A 15,524-nucleotide genomic window follows, 5' to 3' on the forward strand; every position below is an offset into this window, starting at 1 on the left:
ACCAATCAAGACAAATGGTGATAGATGGTGGGCACGGCGCAAGGGCGCCTTTGCCCACCCTACGAGATCCGGTTTGGAATTGGATATGGACGTTTCGACAATCGAAGACCGCAAGACGCGCGCCCGCGCCTGGTTCGAAGCTTTGCGCGACGACATCTGCGCGAGCTTCGAGCGGCTGGAGGACGACGCCCCGCAAGGCCTCTATCCGGGCGAGGCTGGCCGCTTCACGCGGACGCCCTGGCAGCGCACCGATCATAGCGGTGCGGCCGGCGGCGGCGGCGTGATGTCGATGATGTCGGGCCGGTTGTTCGAGAAGGTCGGCGTGCATTGCTCGACCGTGCACGGCGAGTTCGCGCCCGAGTTTCGCGCGCAGATTCCGGGCGCGGCGGACGATCCGCGGTTCTGGGCCTCCGGCATCTCGCTGATCGCGCATCTGCGCAACCCGCACGTGCCCGCCGTGCACATGAACACGCGCTTCGTCGTCACCACCAAGGCGTGGTTCGGCGGCGGCGCCGATCTGACGCCGGTGCTGGATCGCCGGCGCACGCAGGACGACGCCGACAGCATCGCCTTCCACGCCGCGATGAAAGAGGCCTGCGCGCAGCCGAACGGCGTTGCCGATTACGACAAGTACAAGAAATGGTGCGACGAGTATTTCTACCTGCCGCACCGGAAAGAGGCGCGCGGCATCGGCGGCATCTTCTATGACTGGCACGACAGCGGCGACTGGGACGCCGACCTCGCCTTCACCCAGGACGTCGGCCGCGCCTTCCTGAAGATCTACCCTGATATCGTCAGGCGCAATTTCGCGAGCGCCTGGACCGCTGCCGACCGCGAGGAGCAACTGATCCGGCGCGGCCGCTATGTCGAGTTCAACCTGCTCTACGACCGCGGCACCATCTTCGGGCTCAAGACCGGCGGCAATGTGGATTCGATCCTGTCGTCGCTGCCGCCGGAGGTGAAATGGCCATGACCATCGTGAGGCCCCTCCCCCGCGCCATGCTGATCGACATGGACGACACCATCCTGTCGGCCTATGGCCGGCCCGAGATCGCCTGGAACACGATCGCGAACGAGTTCGCCGAGGAGCTTGCGCCGCTGCCGCCGCGAGAGGTCGCGACCGCAGTCCTCGCTTTCGCGCGAAACTTCTGGGCAAATGCGGAAGCCGCCTGGCGGATGAAGCTCGCCGAGGCCCGGCACCTCACGGTCAAGGGCGGCTTCGCCGCGCTCGCGGCCGCCGGCCATCGCGCCCTGCCAGATGATCTCGCCGTCCGCCTCGCCGACCGCTTCACCGCCTATCGCGAGGAGGAGATGTTCGTCTTCCCCGGCGCGCATGAGGCGATCGACAAGTTGAAGGCGCTCGGCATCAAGCTCGCACTGGTGACCAACGGCGCCGCCGACACCCAGCGCGCCAAGGTCGAGCGCTTCGAGCTCGCGCACCGCTTCCACCACATCCAGATCGAGGGCGAGCACGGCTTCGGCAAGCCGGAGGAGCGCGCCTATCTGCACGCGACGGACGCGCTTGGCGTCACCGCTGAGGACACCTGGATGATCGGCGACAACCTCGAATGGGAAGTCGTGACGCCGCAGCGCCTCGGCATCTATTCGATCTGGATCGACGTGCATGGCGACGGCCTGCCCGAAGGCTCGGCCGTGAAGCCCGATCGCATCATCCGCTCGCTGACCGAGCTGGTGCCGGACCGGTCGTAACCAGGGCGCGAAACAAAAACTCGAAAAACAACCCCATGCACAGTAGCCGGCTGCAGCAAAATCAACGGCTTACGGATTTTACGAAACCGTTTGACCCGTCGGGCGAAACAGGCGCATGATGCCTCATCGCGGCGCATGGGACAGACAAGCCCCTGCGCAACCCATCGCGCAGGCGCCCTTGCCTCCGTCATGGTCCCGCTCCCGGCCTGAAGCTCCGTCGTCGGCGTTTCAGCAGCCTTGGCAGCGGATGCGCGCTGCCGCAGCACATCCACTGATCCCGCAGTCCGTGATCGGCGTGTCATGCCGGCTTGCTAGTACCCACTTTTCTTGGAACGTGAGTCGTGATTCAAGGTCGGGATGATACCCGAAGCAAGAGAAGTCCACCTTTCGAGGAAAGATCGCAAGGTGCTTGAGGCGTGCTGTCGCTCACCGGTGACGTTGCAGCGCGATTTGAAGCGGGCGCGGATAGTTCTGTTGGCGGCGGATGGGCGCAGCACCCGGTCGATCGCCAAGGAAGTTGGGGTCCAGCCGCGGATTGTCAGCCTTTGGCGGCATCGCTATGCCGACCATGGCCTTGAAGGGCTGCAAGACAAGCCGCGGCCTGGCAAGCAGCCGATCTATACGAAGACGACCGACAAGCGGATTCTGAAGCTGCTGGATAAGCCGCCACCGCAAGGGTTTGCGCGCTGGACCGGCCCCCTGCTGGCCGAGGCGCTGGGCGATGTCGATGTCCAATATGTCTGGCGGTTCCTGCGCAGCCACAAGATTGACCTGGTGGCTCGCAAGTCCTGGTGCGAGAGCAACGACCCGAACTTTACGGCCAAAGCCGCCGATGTTGTCGGCCTCTATGTCGCGCCGCCGGCGAAGGCCATTGTGCTGTGCGTGGACGAGAAGCCCTCGATCCAGGCTTTGGAGCGAGCGCAGGGTTATCTGAAGTTGCCCAATGGCCGCGCCTTGACCGGCCAAAGCCACGATTACAAGCGGCATGGCACCACAACATTGTTTGCGGCGCTCGAAGTCGCCACCGGAAAGATCATCGCGACCCATTCAAAACGCCGGCGCCGCGTCGAGTTTCTCGATTTCATGAACAGCGTCACCGCGGCTTTTCCGAACCGCAAGCTTCACGTCATCCTCGACAACCTCAACACCCATAAAAAGAACGAGGACTGGCTCAAGGCCCACCCCAACGTGCAATTTCATTTCACGCCGACAAGTGCGTCATGGCTCAATCAGGTCGAAGTATGGTTTTCCATCTTGCAGGGGCAGTCGCTCAGCGGCACCTCCTTCACGAGCCTCAAGCAGCTTCAGGAACACATCGATGCCTACGTCAACGCATACAACGACAGAGCCGAGCCCTTCGTCTGGACCAAGAAAAAGGTCCGTCAACGCCGTTTCAAAGGCCGCCGTATCACTCACTCTGATTCCGGGTACTAGCCTCTCAAGTCAATCAACCCGAAAGGACCATCCATGGAACTGAAAGCCGGCGATATCGTCATGCTCAAATCCGGCGGCCAGCCGCTGACCGTCGCAGAAGTCAAAGGCGACGACGTGATCTGCCTCTGGATGGGCGTGGAAGGCGACCTGTTTCGCGAGACGCTGCCGCTCGCCGTGCTCGAACACCTGGAAGAGGTGGACGAGGATGAAGAAGAGGATGAGGACGACGAAGACGAGGAGTAGGCGCGGTTAAGGCCGCGGCCTAGTTAGATCGGAGCGCTCGGCTCCGGAGCGTCTGATGTCCGCTTTTGCGCCAATCGCGGCGCAGGAGCGGACATCGCCACATGGTGCAGAAGGGCCACGACCAGACTTACCTCGGACAGGTGCCATCTGATGCGTCGGGACTTATTGTTCTCATTGTTCTCCCTAGTTGCGGGCGTAACTTCATCATCGGCACGCTTACACGAGGGCAACTGCTGCGCTAAGCGCGCAGCCGGCATCGCTGCGGCGAGCCCGCCGTCCGCGGATGCCTATAGAAAAAATGTCAGGAGCAAACGGGCTCCAGCGAATGATCGATGATGAGAAATCATGTCCGTCGCGTAGAGGAAAATACTCTAAGGTGTGCGGCGGATCTTGTAGAGAACGAAGCGCTCGGACCTGTCCAATTCCTTCAGCATGTCTGGCAGCGGGTTCGCCACGCCGGTGCCGAGCAGATAAAGATAGTTGTAATCTCGATACCAGGTGCGGATGAAGGCGGCGTCGTCGGACGCCGTCATCTGGCCTGCGGCGATTGCACTCAACAGGCGTATCGGCACAGGCCCACCGTAGGGAATGGCGAGACGGCGGACTTCGGTCCGCGCCTGAACCGGCTGCTTGCCGGCCTCGGCGAATACGTTCGGCACGAAAGCATTGGCGTAATGCACCGCCAGGGTCGGCGCATAATACATTGGATACTGAGTGAGGTCCTTGAACGGTGGATCATCGCCCTCTCCGCTGGTCCCGATCAGTATCTTCGAACCACGATCAATCTTCTGAAAAGACCGAATGAAAGCTGAATAGTCTCCACGGTACGACAGCCAGACCACGAGCACGACGGCCAGATTGGCCAGCGTGATGCCGCCGACAATGGCGAGCGCGGCCATCGTCCATCGTCGGCTCGGCAGTGACAGCGAACAGAAGGCGGGAAGGATCAAAGCGGCCGCAGGAAGAACCCGAATATCCGCGAACGCCGTGCCGAATAGCCTTGGCGGGATCGCAAGGTAGAGGAGCGCGAAGCCAGTTGCGACCCAGATCCCGGCAGGCTGCAGCTTTAGCATGCCGCACCTTGCGGCGACGTATAACGCAGCCATTAGCACGAGCGCGCTCGCCCCCGAGACAGCCATGCTGTAGCCGTTCATGATAAAAAATGGCCAGAGCAGCTTGTAGTCAAAATACCAAAACGTGCCCTCGCTTCCGACAGAGCCCGCGGTCAGTCGCATGACGACCAACAGCGCCACGGCCGGTATTGCGAGCGTGACGAGCCGGAGCGCGGCGTCGCGGTAAGGCAGTTTCCGGTCGAAGGCGCGCCACAGCTCATAGAACCCGAGCGTCGCGCCATAGATCCCCAAGGAAAAGAAATGCGCCGCAAACAGCACCACCACGAAAGCTGTGTTGACGGCGAAACGTACCGGAGTTGGTTGCTCGGCGGCGAACAGATAAGCGGCGATGCCCCAGAGCGCGATGCCGAGAGCGCATTCGAAGTTGACGAATCCCCACGTGAACGGCAGGCAGTAGAGGAACAAGAGCGCCGCGAAGCCGGCGAGGTGAACGCGCCGCTTCACAACCCATTCGAGCGCAAGCGCGCCGCCGATGATCAACAACTGGCCGAAAAGAAGAAACAGCCGAGTCGCGTTCTCGGCGCCGATCAGCCGCGCCATTGGCGGGACCACCAAGTCCATCGCCAGATTGGGATAGAAGGCCCAGGCCGCCTGGTAATATGGATTGGCATTGGCGGTGCCCATTTGGCTCAGAAGATACATGCGGGCGAGGTGGTTGAGGTAATCGACCATCGCCGGAATGGGCGTGAGCAGCGTGGGGAGAAGCGACGCGATGGCGAGCAGGGCGAACACAGTGGTCGCGACCGATCGATCTGAGCGAGCACCGCGATCGATGAGATCTTCTGGGATCAGGAGAGCGGGTGCATTCACGCGATTACTCCGGGTATTGAAACCCGGCAGGGTTGTTGTTTTCTTCTAGAACTAGTTGCGGTAGAGCCTCCTAATAATTCGTTAAACGGTTGAGCTATCGAGAAACAGCTACCAGCGGAAGAGTTTCCAATTTTGTTGGGTGAGTTCCGCTTCGGTCCAAGCCCGGACCTCCCATTCGTGACGCGCTATTGGCAAAATAAGCGACATAGAACAGGCGGATGGCGCACCATGCCTCCGGAGCTTGATCTAGCGCAAAGCGCTGAGGCGACTTGGGGCTAAGCTTTCAAGAGCTTCTCAATCGGTCACCTTGTGGATCGCACCAATGATCATTGAGCGCTTAAGCCAAGAGCACCGCAACATTGAGAAACTGCTCGCCATCCTCGAGCGGGAACTTGAGGTTTTCGACCGCGGCGACCGCCCCGACTATGAGGTTATTGGCGCGGTTATCAGCTACTTCGAGCTTTACCCGGAGGTTTACCACCACCCTCAGGAAGACCTGGTCTTCGCCAAGTTGCAAATTCGCGATCCGGCTGCGGCTGCGAAGGTCGGTGATCTCGCCCGCGAACACCAGAAAGGGGCCGAACTCTTGCGCCGCGTCGCTCATGCGGTCGACAACGTTCTTGCCGACCGCGAACTGCTTCGGCAGGACGTGGATGCCATCGTTCGCGATTTCATCGAGCACGAGCGGCGCCACATCATGAAGGAAGATCGCGATTTCTTTCCCGCCGCCCTGAAGGCTCTCGAGCCTGAGGATTGGACGGAGATCGCCTCGGCCATGACCAATCCTGAGGATCCGCTGTTCAGCGAGGCCGCCGAAGAGACGTTCGACGCGTTACGGGCGCGCATCCTGCAGTTGGAACAGGAAGCCGAAGCCGAACGGCACTAGTCAAGCTCATCCGCATGCGCTGATTGGACTCAATGTCCCATCGCTGCCAGTCACTTCCGGCGTACCAGACGGGCCGGCCCGTCCACGAGTGTGGGGTTGGGCTTGGGCCGTCCAATCGCGAACCGCCCTATTTTGTGCTACCTAGTCGGACAAAAGGTAGCAGGAGGAAGCCAACGATGACTGACGATCAAGTCAATCGCGTCGTTCAGCACCTTTGCGAGCAATTGCACCTGGCGCTCCGATTGAAGGACAGCGAGGCACATCCACCAAACGCCAAGGATATTGGATTTGATCCCGCCTCGGTAAGAACTGTCTTGCTGACCGGGTTGCGTTCGGCGGGCGTCACGATCAACCACGAGGCAGCCGCGGCGGGCGAAGAGCCGCCGTGGTCCTGAACGCAAAACGCGAGACGGAAGCTGGCGCCGATATCTGAGTTGGGTCAAAAGCCGCCGATGGCGGTTATGCCTGGCGATTTCCGGTTTGGGCGCGAAACCTGACGTTCCTGGGCACACGCCCTGGCCCGTCTCGTCATTCCGGGGCGCGCGCCGCGCGAGCCCGGAATCCATCGGGCTGCAGCGTCGATGGATGAATGGATTCCGGGCTCGCGCCAAGAGGCGCGCCCCGGAATGACGACGGGGCCAATATCCGCGGTCCAGACGCAAATGCCGCGTGGATCACCTACGCGACGAGCTGCCGCGCCGCCGCCGAGATCATCACCAGCCCGCCGGTGATCACCGCGACATCGAGGATCGCGGTGTGGATGTTCACCGGCATCCGCTCGACGAAGGCTTTGGCGAGGAACGCGCCGGGGATCGCGATCGCCCCGATCAGCAGTGCGAAGGCGAGCACCTGCGCATTCACGGCGCCGGCGAGGCCGAACACCGAGATCTTGATCAGGCCGGTGCCGAGCGAGATCATCGCATCGGTCGCGATCACGGCGGCGCCTTCGAGGCCCGCGGCCATCAAGAGCGAGAGCAGGATCACGCCGGAGCCCGAGGTGCCGCCGACCAGCACGCCGTAGCCGACCGAGCCTGCGGCAAGGCCGGTGTCGCCGATCCTGACCTGACGGCGGCGGAGCACGCGGCGCAGCGGCACGCTCAGGATCAGCATGGAGCCGATCACGAGCGCGGCGCCCGCATTGGTGAGGCGCGTATAGCCGTAGGCGCCGAGCGCGGTCGTCAGCGCCGCGCAGGCCAGCACGATCAGCGCGCGGCGGCGGTCGGCATAGCGGACATAGGCGAGCGCACGGCTCGAATTGGTGAAGATCGCGGAGATCGCGATGATCGGCACCACGGGCTCGGCGCCGACGAGGGGCACCAGCACCAGCGGCATCAGCGCGCCGGTGCCGTAGCCGGCGAGACCACCGATGATCGAAGCAAACAACGCCATCAACGCGACCAGCAGAAGCTGAAAGATCGAGATGTCGGCGAAGCCCGAGACGATGGTCACGTTTTCCGTTCGCGGCTGACGCGTGCCGCAGCTTGATCTGCGATGGAAGCGAGCGCGGCTTCCTCTAGTGGAAAATCCGCCGCAAGCCAAGCGTCCTCGGCAAGTGTCAACACATGTCCGAGCGCGGGCCCTTCCGCCATCCCGCGCGCGATGAAGTCGGCGGCGCGGAGCGGAAATTTCGGCGCAGTCCAGCGCTGCGGCAGCTCGGCGAGTTCGCGCCAGCGCGACGAATGCACGTCGCCCGCCGCCCGCGCCCAGCCGAGCAACACGCGATCGTGATAGCGCTCCGCACCGAGCCGGTAGAGCAGCCGCCGTGCATTGGCCTCGTCCTTGGCGGCAAACCGCCACCAGCGGTGCCCCATCGAATCCAGCGCCTTGGCCTCGGCATTGGAGAGCCGCAGGCGCGTAGCGACGCGCTTGGCGTCTTCCGTCACGGCCACCGTCAGCGCGGCCAGGCGCCGGGTGACGCTCGCCGGCAGGCCAAGCTCGCGCTCGATCGCGACCATGCTCGCCAGCGGCCCGGTATAGGCGACGCCGCCGATCAGCGCCTGCAGCAATCCGCCCTCGGCCATGGCCAGCACGGCGGCGGACGCACCGCCGGCCACCAGCAGCTTCAGCATCTCCATGCGCACCCGCTCGGCCGACAGGCTGGCAAGGCCCCCACGTCCCCGGATGCAGGCGAGATAGCCGTCGCGGTCGGGCTCGCCGGCGCCGAAGGCGGCGTGGATGCGGAAGAAGCGCAGGATGCGCAGATAATCCTCGGCGATGCGCTGGTCGGGGTCGCCGATGAACCGCACGCGGCGCGCTCTGGCGTCCGCGATCCCGCCGACATGGTCGTACACGACACCGGTCGCATCGACCGACAGGCCGTTCATGGTGAAGTCGCGCCGCTCGGCATCCTTCACCCAGTCGCGGCCGAACGCGACCTTGGCCTTGCGGCCGAAGGTTTCGGTATCCTCGCGCAGGGTCGTGACTTCGTAGGGATGCCCGTCGATGACCAGCGTGACGGTGCCGTGGTCGATGCCGGTCGGCACGCTCTTGATGCCGGCGGCCTTGGCGCGCCGCACCACCTCCTCCGGCCGCGCCGTGGTCGCGATGTCGATGTCGCCGGGCACAAGACCGAGCAGCGCGTTGCGCACCGCGCCGCCGACCACCCGCGCCTCCTCGCCATCCGCATCGAGCAATTGCAGGACGCGCGCGGTGCCGCCGGAGATCAGCCATGGCGCATCGGCGAGGATCGGCTCCGCGCTCATCGGCAGGCCCCTATTTTTCCGTGCCCGGCACGAACTTGCCGTTCTCGATATGGGCGGGAACGTAAGTCGACTCCGGGCCGGCGCCGGAGAATTGCGCCAGGCCGATCAGACCCGCGATCACAAGCACGATCGCCATGAGGGCAAGGCGAGCGACGATGGTGACCGGCCAGGACGATTGCACGAACAGGCCGGACCGGCTGGCGGCCAGGAACAACGCATAGACGGCAAAGGGAACGAGGAAAATTCCGATCTCGGTCAGAACCGTCCGGATCATGATGAGTAGATCCGCTCATACAGCACACGCAGCATTCCGGCGGTTGCACCCCAGATGTAACGTTCCGCGAACGGCATCGCATAGTAGAAGCGCTCCATGCCGCGGAATTCCTTGCTGTGCATCTGGTGGTTCGCCGGATTCATCAGGAAGGATAGCGGCACCTCGAACGCATCATCAACCTCGGAATGGTTGATCGTGAGCGCAAAGCCGGGCCGGACCCTCGCGACCGTCGGCAGGATGCGGAAGCCGAAGGCGGTGCCGTAGAGATCGAGATAGCCGATCGGCTCGACGAAGTCTCTGGACAGCCCGACCTCCTCCTCGGCCTCGCGCAGTGCCGCATCGAGCGGCGAGGTGTCGGTCGCGTCGATCTTGCCGCCGGGAAAGGCGATCTGGCCGGCGTGGTCGTTGAGATGCGCCGAGCGCTGCGTCAGCAGGACGGTCGGCTCGGGATGGTCCACCACCGCGATCAGGACCGCCGCCGGCCGCACCGGCTGCTCGCGCGCGACGATTTCCAGCATCTTGTCGGTCCCGGGATCGCCCGAGGCCGGAATGATGTTCGGATCGTAGAGGCCGGGCGGCACGTCGAAGCCGAGCCTCGCCCTGGAACGGGTAAAGAAATCCGCAGCGCCAAGCGCGACGGGATCACTTTTCAGGATAGGCTTGTTCAAAGCGCGGCCCTCACCTCGTCCGCATCGGCCATGGCGAAGAATTCGCCGGCCGATTCGACGCCGAACATCGGCTGGCCATCGACCATCCGCTCCTCGCCCATGTCAACCAGATCGTAATAGAGCGCGCGGGTCACCTTGGCCCAGAGATCGGCGCGGACGTGCAGATAGGGCGTCAGCCCGCCGTCCACTGCCTGCTCGAAGCGCAGCCGGTGCGCGGCATCGCAGGTGACCCAGTCGTCGACATTGGTGCGGAAGCGCAGCACGCGATGGTTGTCCTCGCCGTCCTCTTGCATTTCGACCGCCATGAACGGCGCGTCGTCAACGCGGATGCCGACCTTCTCCACCGGCGTCACGAGGAAATGCTTGTCGCCCTCGCGCTTCAGGATGGTCGAGAACAGGCGGACCAGCGCGTGACGTCCGATTGGCGTCCCCATGTAGAACCAAGTACCATCGGACGCGATTCGGATATCGAGATCGCCGCAAAACGGCGGATTCCACAGATGCACCGGAGGCAGGCCCTTCTTGGCGCCTTCGGCACTGGCAGCACTCTTGGCGGCGGCAGTCAGCCCCTCAAGACCACGATCGGCGCTCTGCCCTTGGTTCGCCATGGTTTGCCCTGACTTTGTCCTTTGGCACGATTGGTGCAGGTCTACGCTGTCCATCGGCGAACGGTTCCACCCCGGATTAGTCCGGTGTGGAGGTCGCCACTTCGTGATGCCCTACATACCCTTAAGCCGATAAGGTGGGGATAGGTTAATTCAACGAATACATGGCCTTCCTGCAAGTCTAGCATAGGGGCCATGACTTGGTTTGACGTCTTCGCTTGAAGTGAAGATTTGATGCATCTGACCTGATGCGATGACATGACGACGCGAGCGAGCCGCGCGGCGGGCTGAAGGAGCTAACGGATGGCGGAGAGTGTCGAGAAACTCGAGGATGGAATCGTCCGCTCGGCCGAGCAGGTCTCGAGCCAGATTCGGGCGGCAAAGGACGCGATCGCGTCCGTCATCTTCGGCCAGGACCGCGTGATCGAGAACACGCTGGTCACCATCCTCTCCGGCGGCCATGCGCTGCTGATCGGCGTGCCGGGCCTTGCCAAGACCAAGCTGGTCGAGACGCTCGGCGTCACGCTCGGTCTCGACGCCAAGCGCATCCAGTTCACGCCCGACCTGATGCCGTCGGACATCCTCGGCGCCGAGGTGCTTGACGAGAGCACCGCGGGCAAGCGTTCCTTCCGCTTCATCGCAGGTCCGGTGTTCGCGCAGCTCCTGATGGCCGACGAGATCAACCGCGCCAGCCCGCGCACGCAGTCGGCGCTGCTCCAGGCGATGCAGGAGCAGCACATCACCGTTGCCGGCGCGCGGCACGATTTGCCGAAGCCGTTCCACGTGCTCGCGACCCAGAACCCGCTGGAGCAGGAAGGCACCTATCCGCTGCCCGAAGCGCAGCTCGACCGCTTCCTGATGGAAATCGACGTCGACTATCCCGATCGCGACGCCGAGCGCCGCATCCTGTTCGAGACCACCGGCGCCGAGGAGACGCTGGCGAAGGGATCGATGACCGCGGATGCGCTGATCACCGCGCAGCGGCTGATCCGGCGCCTGCCGGTCGGCGATTCCGTGGTCGAGGCGATCCTGTCGCTGGTGCGCTCGGCCCGTCCGGGTGCGGACAGCGGCGAGACCGGCAAGTTCATCGCCTGGGGCCCCGGCCCGCGCGCCAGCCAATCCCTGATGCTGGCGGTGCGCGCCCGTGCGCTGATCGACGGACGGCTCGCGCCCTCGGTCGACGACGTGCTCGACCTCGCCGAACCCATTCTGAAGCACCGCATGGCGCTGACCTTCCAGGCGCGCGCCGAGGGGCGCACGATTCCGGACGTGATCCGGCAGTTGAAAACACGGATCGGTTGATGGCCGCCGAGAACGGGCACACAGCGAAGGAGATCATCGCGATCCGACGTGCCGATGGCGAAAGCCGCACGCTCGCAGCTTCCTTGCCGCGCCTGGTGCTCGAAGCCCGCCGCGTCGCCGCCAACGTCATCCACGGCCTGCACGGAAGGCGCCGCGCCGGCTCCGGCGAAAATTTCTGGCAATACCGCCGCTTCGTCTCCGGCGAGCCGTCGCAGAACGTGGACTGGCGGCGCTCGGCGCGCGACGACCATCTCTATGTCCGCGAGCTCGAATGGGAAGCCTCGCACACGGTCTGGATCTGGCCCGACCGCTCGCCGTCGATGGCGTTTGCCTCCAAGACCGCGCGCGAGTCCAAGCTCGAACGCACGCTGATCGTCGCCTTTGCGCTGGCCGAACTGCTGGTCTCCGGCGGCGAGCGCGTCGGCATTCCCGGGCTGATGGCGCCGACCGCGAGCCGCAGCGTCATCGACAAGATGGCGCAGGCGATGCTGCATGACGATGCCGACCGGCTGAGCCTGCCGCCCTCCTTCGTTCCTTCCGCGCTCGCCGAGATCATCGTGCTGTCGGATTTCTGGTCGCCGATCGCCGAGATCAGGACGACGCTCGCAGGGCTCTCCGGCTCCGGCGCACATGGCACGATGGTGCAGGTCGTCGATCCCGCCGAGGAGTCCTTCCCCTATTCCGGCCGCGTCGAGTTCGTCGAGCCGGAAGGTTTTGGCGTGATCACCGCCGGCCGCGCCGAAAGCTGGGCGCAGGACTACACCGCGCGGCTCGCGCTGCACCGCGACCAGATCCGCGCCGAGACCTCGAAGCTCGACTGGCTGTTCACGACCCACGCGACCGACCGCTCCGCCGCCGAGCTGCTGCTGTTCCTGCATGCCGGCATGCAGGTGAGCAAGTCGGGCGCCCGCACCACCTCCATCAAAGCGGGGCCGGCCGCATGATGGGATTGCCGCTCGCCTTCACCGAACCGCTGCTCCTGATCGGCCTCGTCAGCCTGCCGGTGCTGTGGTGGCTCTTGCGCGTGATGCCGCCGCGGCCGCGCCGGATCGAGTTTCCGCCGACGCGCCTGCTGTTCGACATCGCGCCAAGGGAAGAGACGCCTTCGCGGACGCCGTGGTGGCTGACGGCGCTGCGGCTTTTGGCTGCGGCCCTCGTAATATTCGCCGCCGCCGGCCCGATCTGGAATCCGCAGGCCGGACTCGCCGGCAGCAAGGCTCCGCTGATGATCATGTTCGACGACGGCTGGAGCGCGGCCTCGAACTGGGACGTCAGGATCAGGGCCGCCGATGAGCTGATCGCCAACGCCGACAACGACCGCCGCGCCATCGCGCTGGTGCCGCTGTCCGAGCCGAACCGCGACATCACCCTGATGCCGGCGGGCGCGGCGCGTGTCGCGCTGCGCCAGCTGGTACCAAAGCCCTATTCGATCGAGCGCGTCGAAACCCTCGCAGCGGTCGATCGCTTCCTCAAGGCCACCGGCGACTGCGAGATCGCCTGGCTGTCGGATGGCGTCGATACCGGCCGCGGCGAGGAATTCGTGCAAGCCCTCGGCAAGACCATCGGCGATCGCAGCCTGACCATCTTCGAAGGCGGCACCTCCTCGCCGCTGGCACTGGTCGCGGCCGAGAACGCCGCCGCCAGGATGACGGTGAAGGTGCTGCGCACCGACGGCGGCATCGCCGTCGGCACCGTGCGCGCTCTGGACCAGAAGGCATCGCCGATCGGCGAAGCCCGTTATTCGTTCGGCCCGCAGGACAAGGAAACCGAGGCCTCGTTCGACCTGCCGGTCGAGCTGCGCAACGACATCACGCGGCTCGAGATATCGGGCGAGCGCTCCGCCGGCGCGGTGCAGCTGCTCGACAAGCGCTGGCGCCGCCGCGCCATCGGCATCGTCTCGGGCTCGACCAGCGAGACCGCGCAGCCGCTGCTGGCGCCGACCTTCTACCTCACCCGCGCGCTGGCGCCGTTCGCCGACGTGCGGCTCGCCGACAAGGGCTCGCCGCAGCAGGGCATCACCCAGTTCCTCGACCAGAAGCTGCCGATGATCATCCTCGCCGATGTCGGCACCATCGCGCCTGAAATCCGCGAGCGTCTCAATGCCTGGATCGACCAGGGCGGCGTGCTGGTGCGGTTCGCCGGGCCCCGCCTGGCGCAGGCCGAAGACGATCTCGTGCCGGTCAAGCTGCGCAAGGGCGGCCGCACGCTCGGCGGCAGCCTGACCTGGGAGAAGCCGCAGCACCTCGCCGCCTTTGCGGCCGACGGTCCGTTTGCCGGCGTCGTGGTCCCCAAGGACGTCACCGTGAGCCGCCAGGTCCTGGCCGAGCCCGATGCCGTGCTCGCCACCAAGAGCTGGGCGTCGCTGGAAGACGGCACGCCGCTGGTGACCGGCGAGCATCGCGGCAAGGGCGTCGTCAGCCTGTTCCACGTCAGTGCCGACATGCGCTGGTCGGATCTGCCGATGTCGGGCATCTTCGTCGAAATGCTGCGGCGGGTCGTCGACATGTCGGGCTACACCACCAAGCCCGGCGCCGGCGTTGCCAGCGAGGCAACCACCGAGACGGTGGCGCCGCTGCACATGCTCGACGGGTTCGGCGCCTTCGGTCCGCCGCCGGCCACGGCAAAGCCGCTTCCGGCCGATTATCGCGACCGCGCCACACCCGATCATCCGCCGGGCTTCTATGGTCCTGCAGAAGGACCGCTCGCCGTGAACACGCTTGCTAGCGCCGACCGCATCGCAGCCCTGAACACCGCGAGCCTGCGCGCCCGGCACGCCACCTACACCAATGCCGAGCCGCGCGACTTGCGCGGCTGGCTGCTGTCGACGGCGCTCGCTCTGTTCCTGATCGACGCCATCATCGTCGCGGTGCTCGGCGGCGGCCTCGCCGCGCTGCTGCGCCGCCGCGCCGCGCCCGCAATGATCCTGCTCGGCCTCGTGCTTGCGGGCCTCTCCACACTGCCGCCGACGCCCGCGCGCGCCGACAGCGCCGCGGACGAGTTCGCGATGAAGGCGGTGTCGCAGACCCGCCTCGCCTATGTCGTGACCGGCAATGCCGACGTCGATTCCATCGTCAAGGCCGGCCTGACCGGGCTGACGCTGTTCCTGGCGCAACGCACCGCGCTCGAGGCCGGCGATCCCGTCGGCATCGATCCCGCGCGCGACGAGCTCGCCTTCTTCCCGCTGATCTACTGGCCGATCGTGCCCGGCGCGCCCAAGCCGCCGCAGGACGCCATCAACAAGATCGACGCCTACATGAAGCAGGGCGGCACCGTGCTGTTCGACACCCGCGACGCGATCGAGGCGCCGCCCGGCGACAACGGCGCCTCGCAGACGCCGGGCATGCGGGCGCTGCGCGAGATCCTGTCCTCGCTCGACGTGCCCGAGCTCGAGCCGGTGCCGCGCGAGCACGTGCTGACCAAGACCTTCTATTTGCTGCGCGACTTCCCCGGCCGCTTCAACTCCGGCCAGACCTGGGTCGAGACCCTGCCGCGCGAGGACGACGACGAGAGCGCGCAGCGTCCGGCGCGCGGCGGCGACGGCGTCTCGCCGATCATCATCACCTCGAACGACCTTGCCGGCGCCTGGGCCGTGCGCCCCGACGGCCAGTACATGCTGCCGGTGACCGGCGGCGACAACCGCCAGCGCGAATTCGCCTATCGTGCCGGCGCCAACATCGTGATGTACACGCTGACCGGCAACTACAAGGCCGACCAGGTGCACGCACCGGCCCTGATCGAACGGCTGGGGCAATAGAGA

The 15,524-nt window shown here is 65.1% G+C and carries 15 protein-coding genes; 9 read left to right on the forward strand and 6 right to left on the reverse strand.

The genetic code is table 11. The annotated features are described in order from the left end of the window. Positions 1-85: 85 nt before the first annotated feature. From hemF to ACFLEY_RS35290, 4 genes are all read left to right on the forward strand, one after another. Positions 86-973 carry an oxygen-dependent coproporphyrinogen oxidase gene (gene hemF / locus ACFLEY_RS35275; protein WP_060910837.1) on the forward strand — a complete coding sequence of 296 codons (888 nt, stop codon included), beginning with the start codon at positions 86-88 and terminating at the stop codon, positions 971-973. Further along, on the forward strand, positions 964-1,710 hold the full coding sequence (locus tag ACFLEY_RS35280) for an HAD family hydrolase (protein WP_082756074.1): 747 nt from the start codon (positions 964-966) through the stop codon (positions 1,708-1,710). Before hemF ends, ACFLEY_RS35280 begins: the two co-directional genes overlap by 10 nt. 357 nt (positions 1,711-2,067) lie before the next feature. Further along, a complete protein-coding gene (locus ACFLEY_RS35285) occupies positions 2,068-3,144 on the forward strand; it encodes an IS630-like element ISRj1 family transposase (RefSeq protein WP_082756073.1) in 1,077 nt (358 codons plus the stop codon). Positions 3,145-3,177: 33 nt separating this feature from the next. After that, a complete protein-coding gene (locus ACFLEY_RS35290) occupies positions 3,178-3,387 on the forward strand; it encodes a YodC family protein (protein ID WP_011085266.1) in 210 nt (69 codons plus the stop codon). Positions 3,388-3,758: 371 nt separating this feature from the next. On the opposite strand, the gene ACFLEY_RS35295 is transcribed toward ACFLEY_RS35290, so the two are convergent. Then, on the reverse strand, positions 3,759-5,330 hold the full coding sequence (locus tag ACFLEY_RS35295; RefSeq protein WP_211433779.1) for a hypothetical protein: 1,572 nt from the start codon (positions 5,328-5,330) through the stop codon (positions 3,759-3,761). A gap of 322 nt (positions 5,331-5,652) precedes the next feature. Between ACFLEY_RS35295 and ACFLEY_RS35300 the strand changes: the two genes are divergently transcribed. Continuing rightward, positions 5,653-6,216, forward strand: coding sequence for a hemerythrin domain-containing protein (locus ACFLEY_RS35300; protein ID WP_011085258.1), 564 nt, complete (start codon positions 5,653-5,655; stop codon positions 6,214-6,216). Between the two features lie 176 nt (positions 6,217-6,392). Further along, on the forward strand, positions 6,393-6,611 hold the full coding sequence (locus tag ACFLEY_RS35305; protein WP_039183971.1) for a hypothetical protein: 219 nt from the start codon (positions 6,393-6,395) through the stop codon (positions 6,609-6,611). Positions 6,612-6,894: 283 nt separating this feature from the next. On the opposite strand, the gene ACFLEY_RS35310 is transcribed toward ACFLEY_RS35305, so the two are convergent. The 5 genes from ACFLEY_RS35310 to ACFLEY_RS35330 are packed head-to-tail and all read right to left on the reverse strand — an operon-like array spanning position 6,895 to position 10,468. Beyond that, a complete protein-coding gene (locus tag ACFLEY_RS35310; protein ID WP_060910835.1) occupies positions 6,895-7,665 on the reverse strand; it encodes a sulfite exporter TauE/SafE family protein in 771 nt (256 codons plus the stop codon). Beyond that, positions 7,662-8,918 (reverse strand): CCA tRNA nucleotidyltransferase, encoded by a 1,257-nt coding sequence (locus tag ACFLEY_RS35315; RefSeq protein ID WP_161536102.1) that lies wholly within the window; start codon positions 8,916-8,918, stop codon positions 7,662-7,664. Before ACFLEY_RS35315 ends, ACFLEY_RS35310 begins: the two co-directional genes overlap by 4 nt. 10 nt (positions 8,919-8,928) lie before the next feature. Beyond that, positions 8,929-9,192: a DUF6111 family protein gene (locus ACFLEY_RS35320; protein WP_011085255.1), complete on the reverse strand. Its 264-nt coding sequence runs from the start codon at positions 9,190-9,192 to the stop codon at positions 8,929-8,931. Further along, entirely contained in the window at positions 9,189-9,860 is a 672-nt protein-coding gene (locus tag ACFLEY_RS35325; protein ID WP_028175033.1) for a CoA pyrophosphatase, read from the reverse strand. The genes ACFLEY_RS35320 and ACFLEY_RS35325 overlap by 4 nt, the downstream gene beginning before the upstream one ends. Then, positions 9,857-10,468: a DUF1285 domain-containing protein gene (locus tag ACFLEY_RS35330; protein WP_028175034.1), complete on the reverse strand. Its 612-nt coding sequence runs from the start codon at positions 10,466-10,468 to the stop codon at positions 9,857-9,859. Before ACFLEY_RS35330 ends, ACFLEY_RS35325 begins: the two co-directional genes overlap by 4 nt. A gap of 300 nt (positions 10,469-10,768) precedes the next feature. On the opposite strand from ACFLEY_RS35330, the gene ACFLEY_RS35335 reads away from it, so the two are divergent. The 3 genes from ACFLEY_RS35335 to ACFLEY_RS35345 are packed head-to-tail and all read left to right on the forward strand — an operon-like array spanning position 10,769 to position 15,521. Further along, positions 10,769-11,767, forward strand: coding sequence for an AAA family ATPase (locus tag ACFLEY_RS35335; protein ID WP_396604345.1), 999 nt, complete (start codon positions 10,769-10,771; stop codon positions 11,765-11,767). Then, positions 11,767-12,711, forward strand: a complete 945-nt coding sequence (locus ACFLEY_RS35340) for a DUF58 domain-containing protein (RefSeq protein ID WP_028175035.1) — start codon at positions 11,767-11,769, stop codon at positions 12,709-12,711. The genes ACFLEY_RS35335 and ACFLEY_RS35340 overlap by 1 nt, the downstream gene beginning before the upstream one ends. Continuing rightward, entirely contained in the window at positions 12,708-15,521 is a 2,814-nt protein-coding gene (locus tag ACFLEY_RS35345; protein ID WP_060910834.1) for a DUF4159 domain-containing protein, read from the forward strand. Before ACFLEY_RS35340 ends, ACFLEY_RS35345 begins: the two co-directional genes overlap by 4 nt. Positions 15,522-15,524 lie beyond the last annotated feature (3 nt).

This window comes from Bradyrhizobium sp. YCK136 (assembly GCF_044570075.1).
GTDB classification, from domain to species: Bacteria; Pseudomonadota; Alphaproteobacteria; order Rhizobiales; family Xanthobacteraceae; genus Bradyrhizobium; species Bradyrhizobium diazoefficiens.

Coding starts and splice junctions, on each gene's coding strand:
- ACFLEY_RS35315 (WP_161536102.1), bottom strand. CDS start 8,918: ATGAGCGCGGAGCCGATCCTCGCCGATGCGCCATGGCTGATCTCCGGC.
- ACFLEY_RS35335 (WP_396604345.1), top strand. CDS start 10,769: ATGGCGGAGAGTGTCGAGAAACTCGAGGATGGAATCGTCCGCTCGGCC.
- ACFLEY_RS35305 (WP_039183971.1), top strand. CDS start 6,393: ATGACTGACGATCAAGTCAATCGCGTCGTTCAGCACCTTTGCGAGCAA.
- ACFLEY_RS35340 (WP_028175035.1), top strand. CDS start 11,767: ATGGCCGCCGAGAACGGGCACACAGCGAAGGAGATCATCGCGATCCGA.
- ACFLEY_RS35280 (WP_082756074.1), top strand. CDS start 964: ATGGCCATGACCATCGTGAGGCCCCTCCCCCGCGCCATGCTGATCGAC.
- ACFLEY_RS35345 (WP_060910834.1), top strand. CDS start 12,708: ATGATGGGATTGCCGCTCGCCTTCACCGAACCGCTGCTCCTGATCGGC.
- ACFLEY_RS35320 (WP_011085255.1), bottom strand. CDS start 9,192: ATGATCCGGACGGTTCTGACCGAGATCGGAATTTTCCTCGTTCCCTTT.
- ACFLEY_RS35330 (WP_028175034.1), bottom strand. CDS start 10,468: ATGGCGAACCAAGGGCAGAGCGCCGATCGTGGTCTTGAGGGGCTGACT.
- ACFLEY_RS35285 (WP_082756073.1), top strand. CDS start 2,068: ATGATACCCGAAGCAAGAGAAGTCCACCTTTCGAGGAAAGATCGCAAG.
- hemF (WP_060910837.1), top strand. CDS start 86: ATGGACGTTTCGACAATCGAAGACCGCAAGACGCGCGCCCGCGCCTGG.
- ACFLEY_RS35290 (WP_011085266.1), top strand. CDS start 3,178: ATGGAACTGAAAGCCGGCGATATCGTCATGCTCAAATCCGGCGGCCAG.
- ACFLEY_RS35300 (WP_011085258.1), top strand. CDS start 5,653: ATGATCATTGAGCGCTTAAGCCAAGAGCACCGCAACATTGAGAAACTG.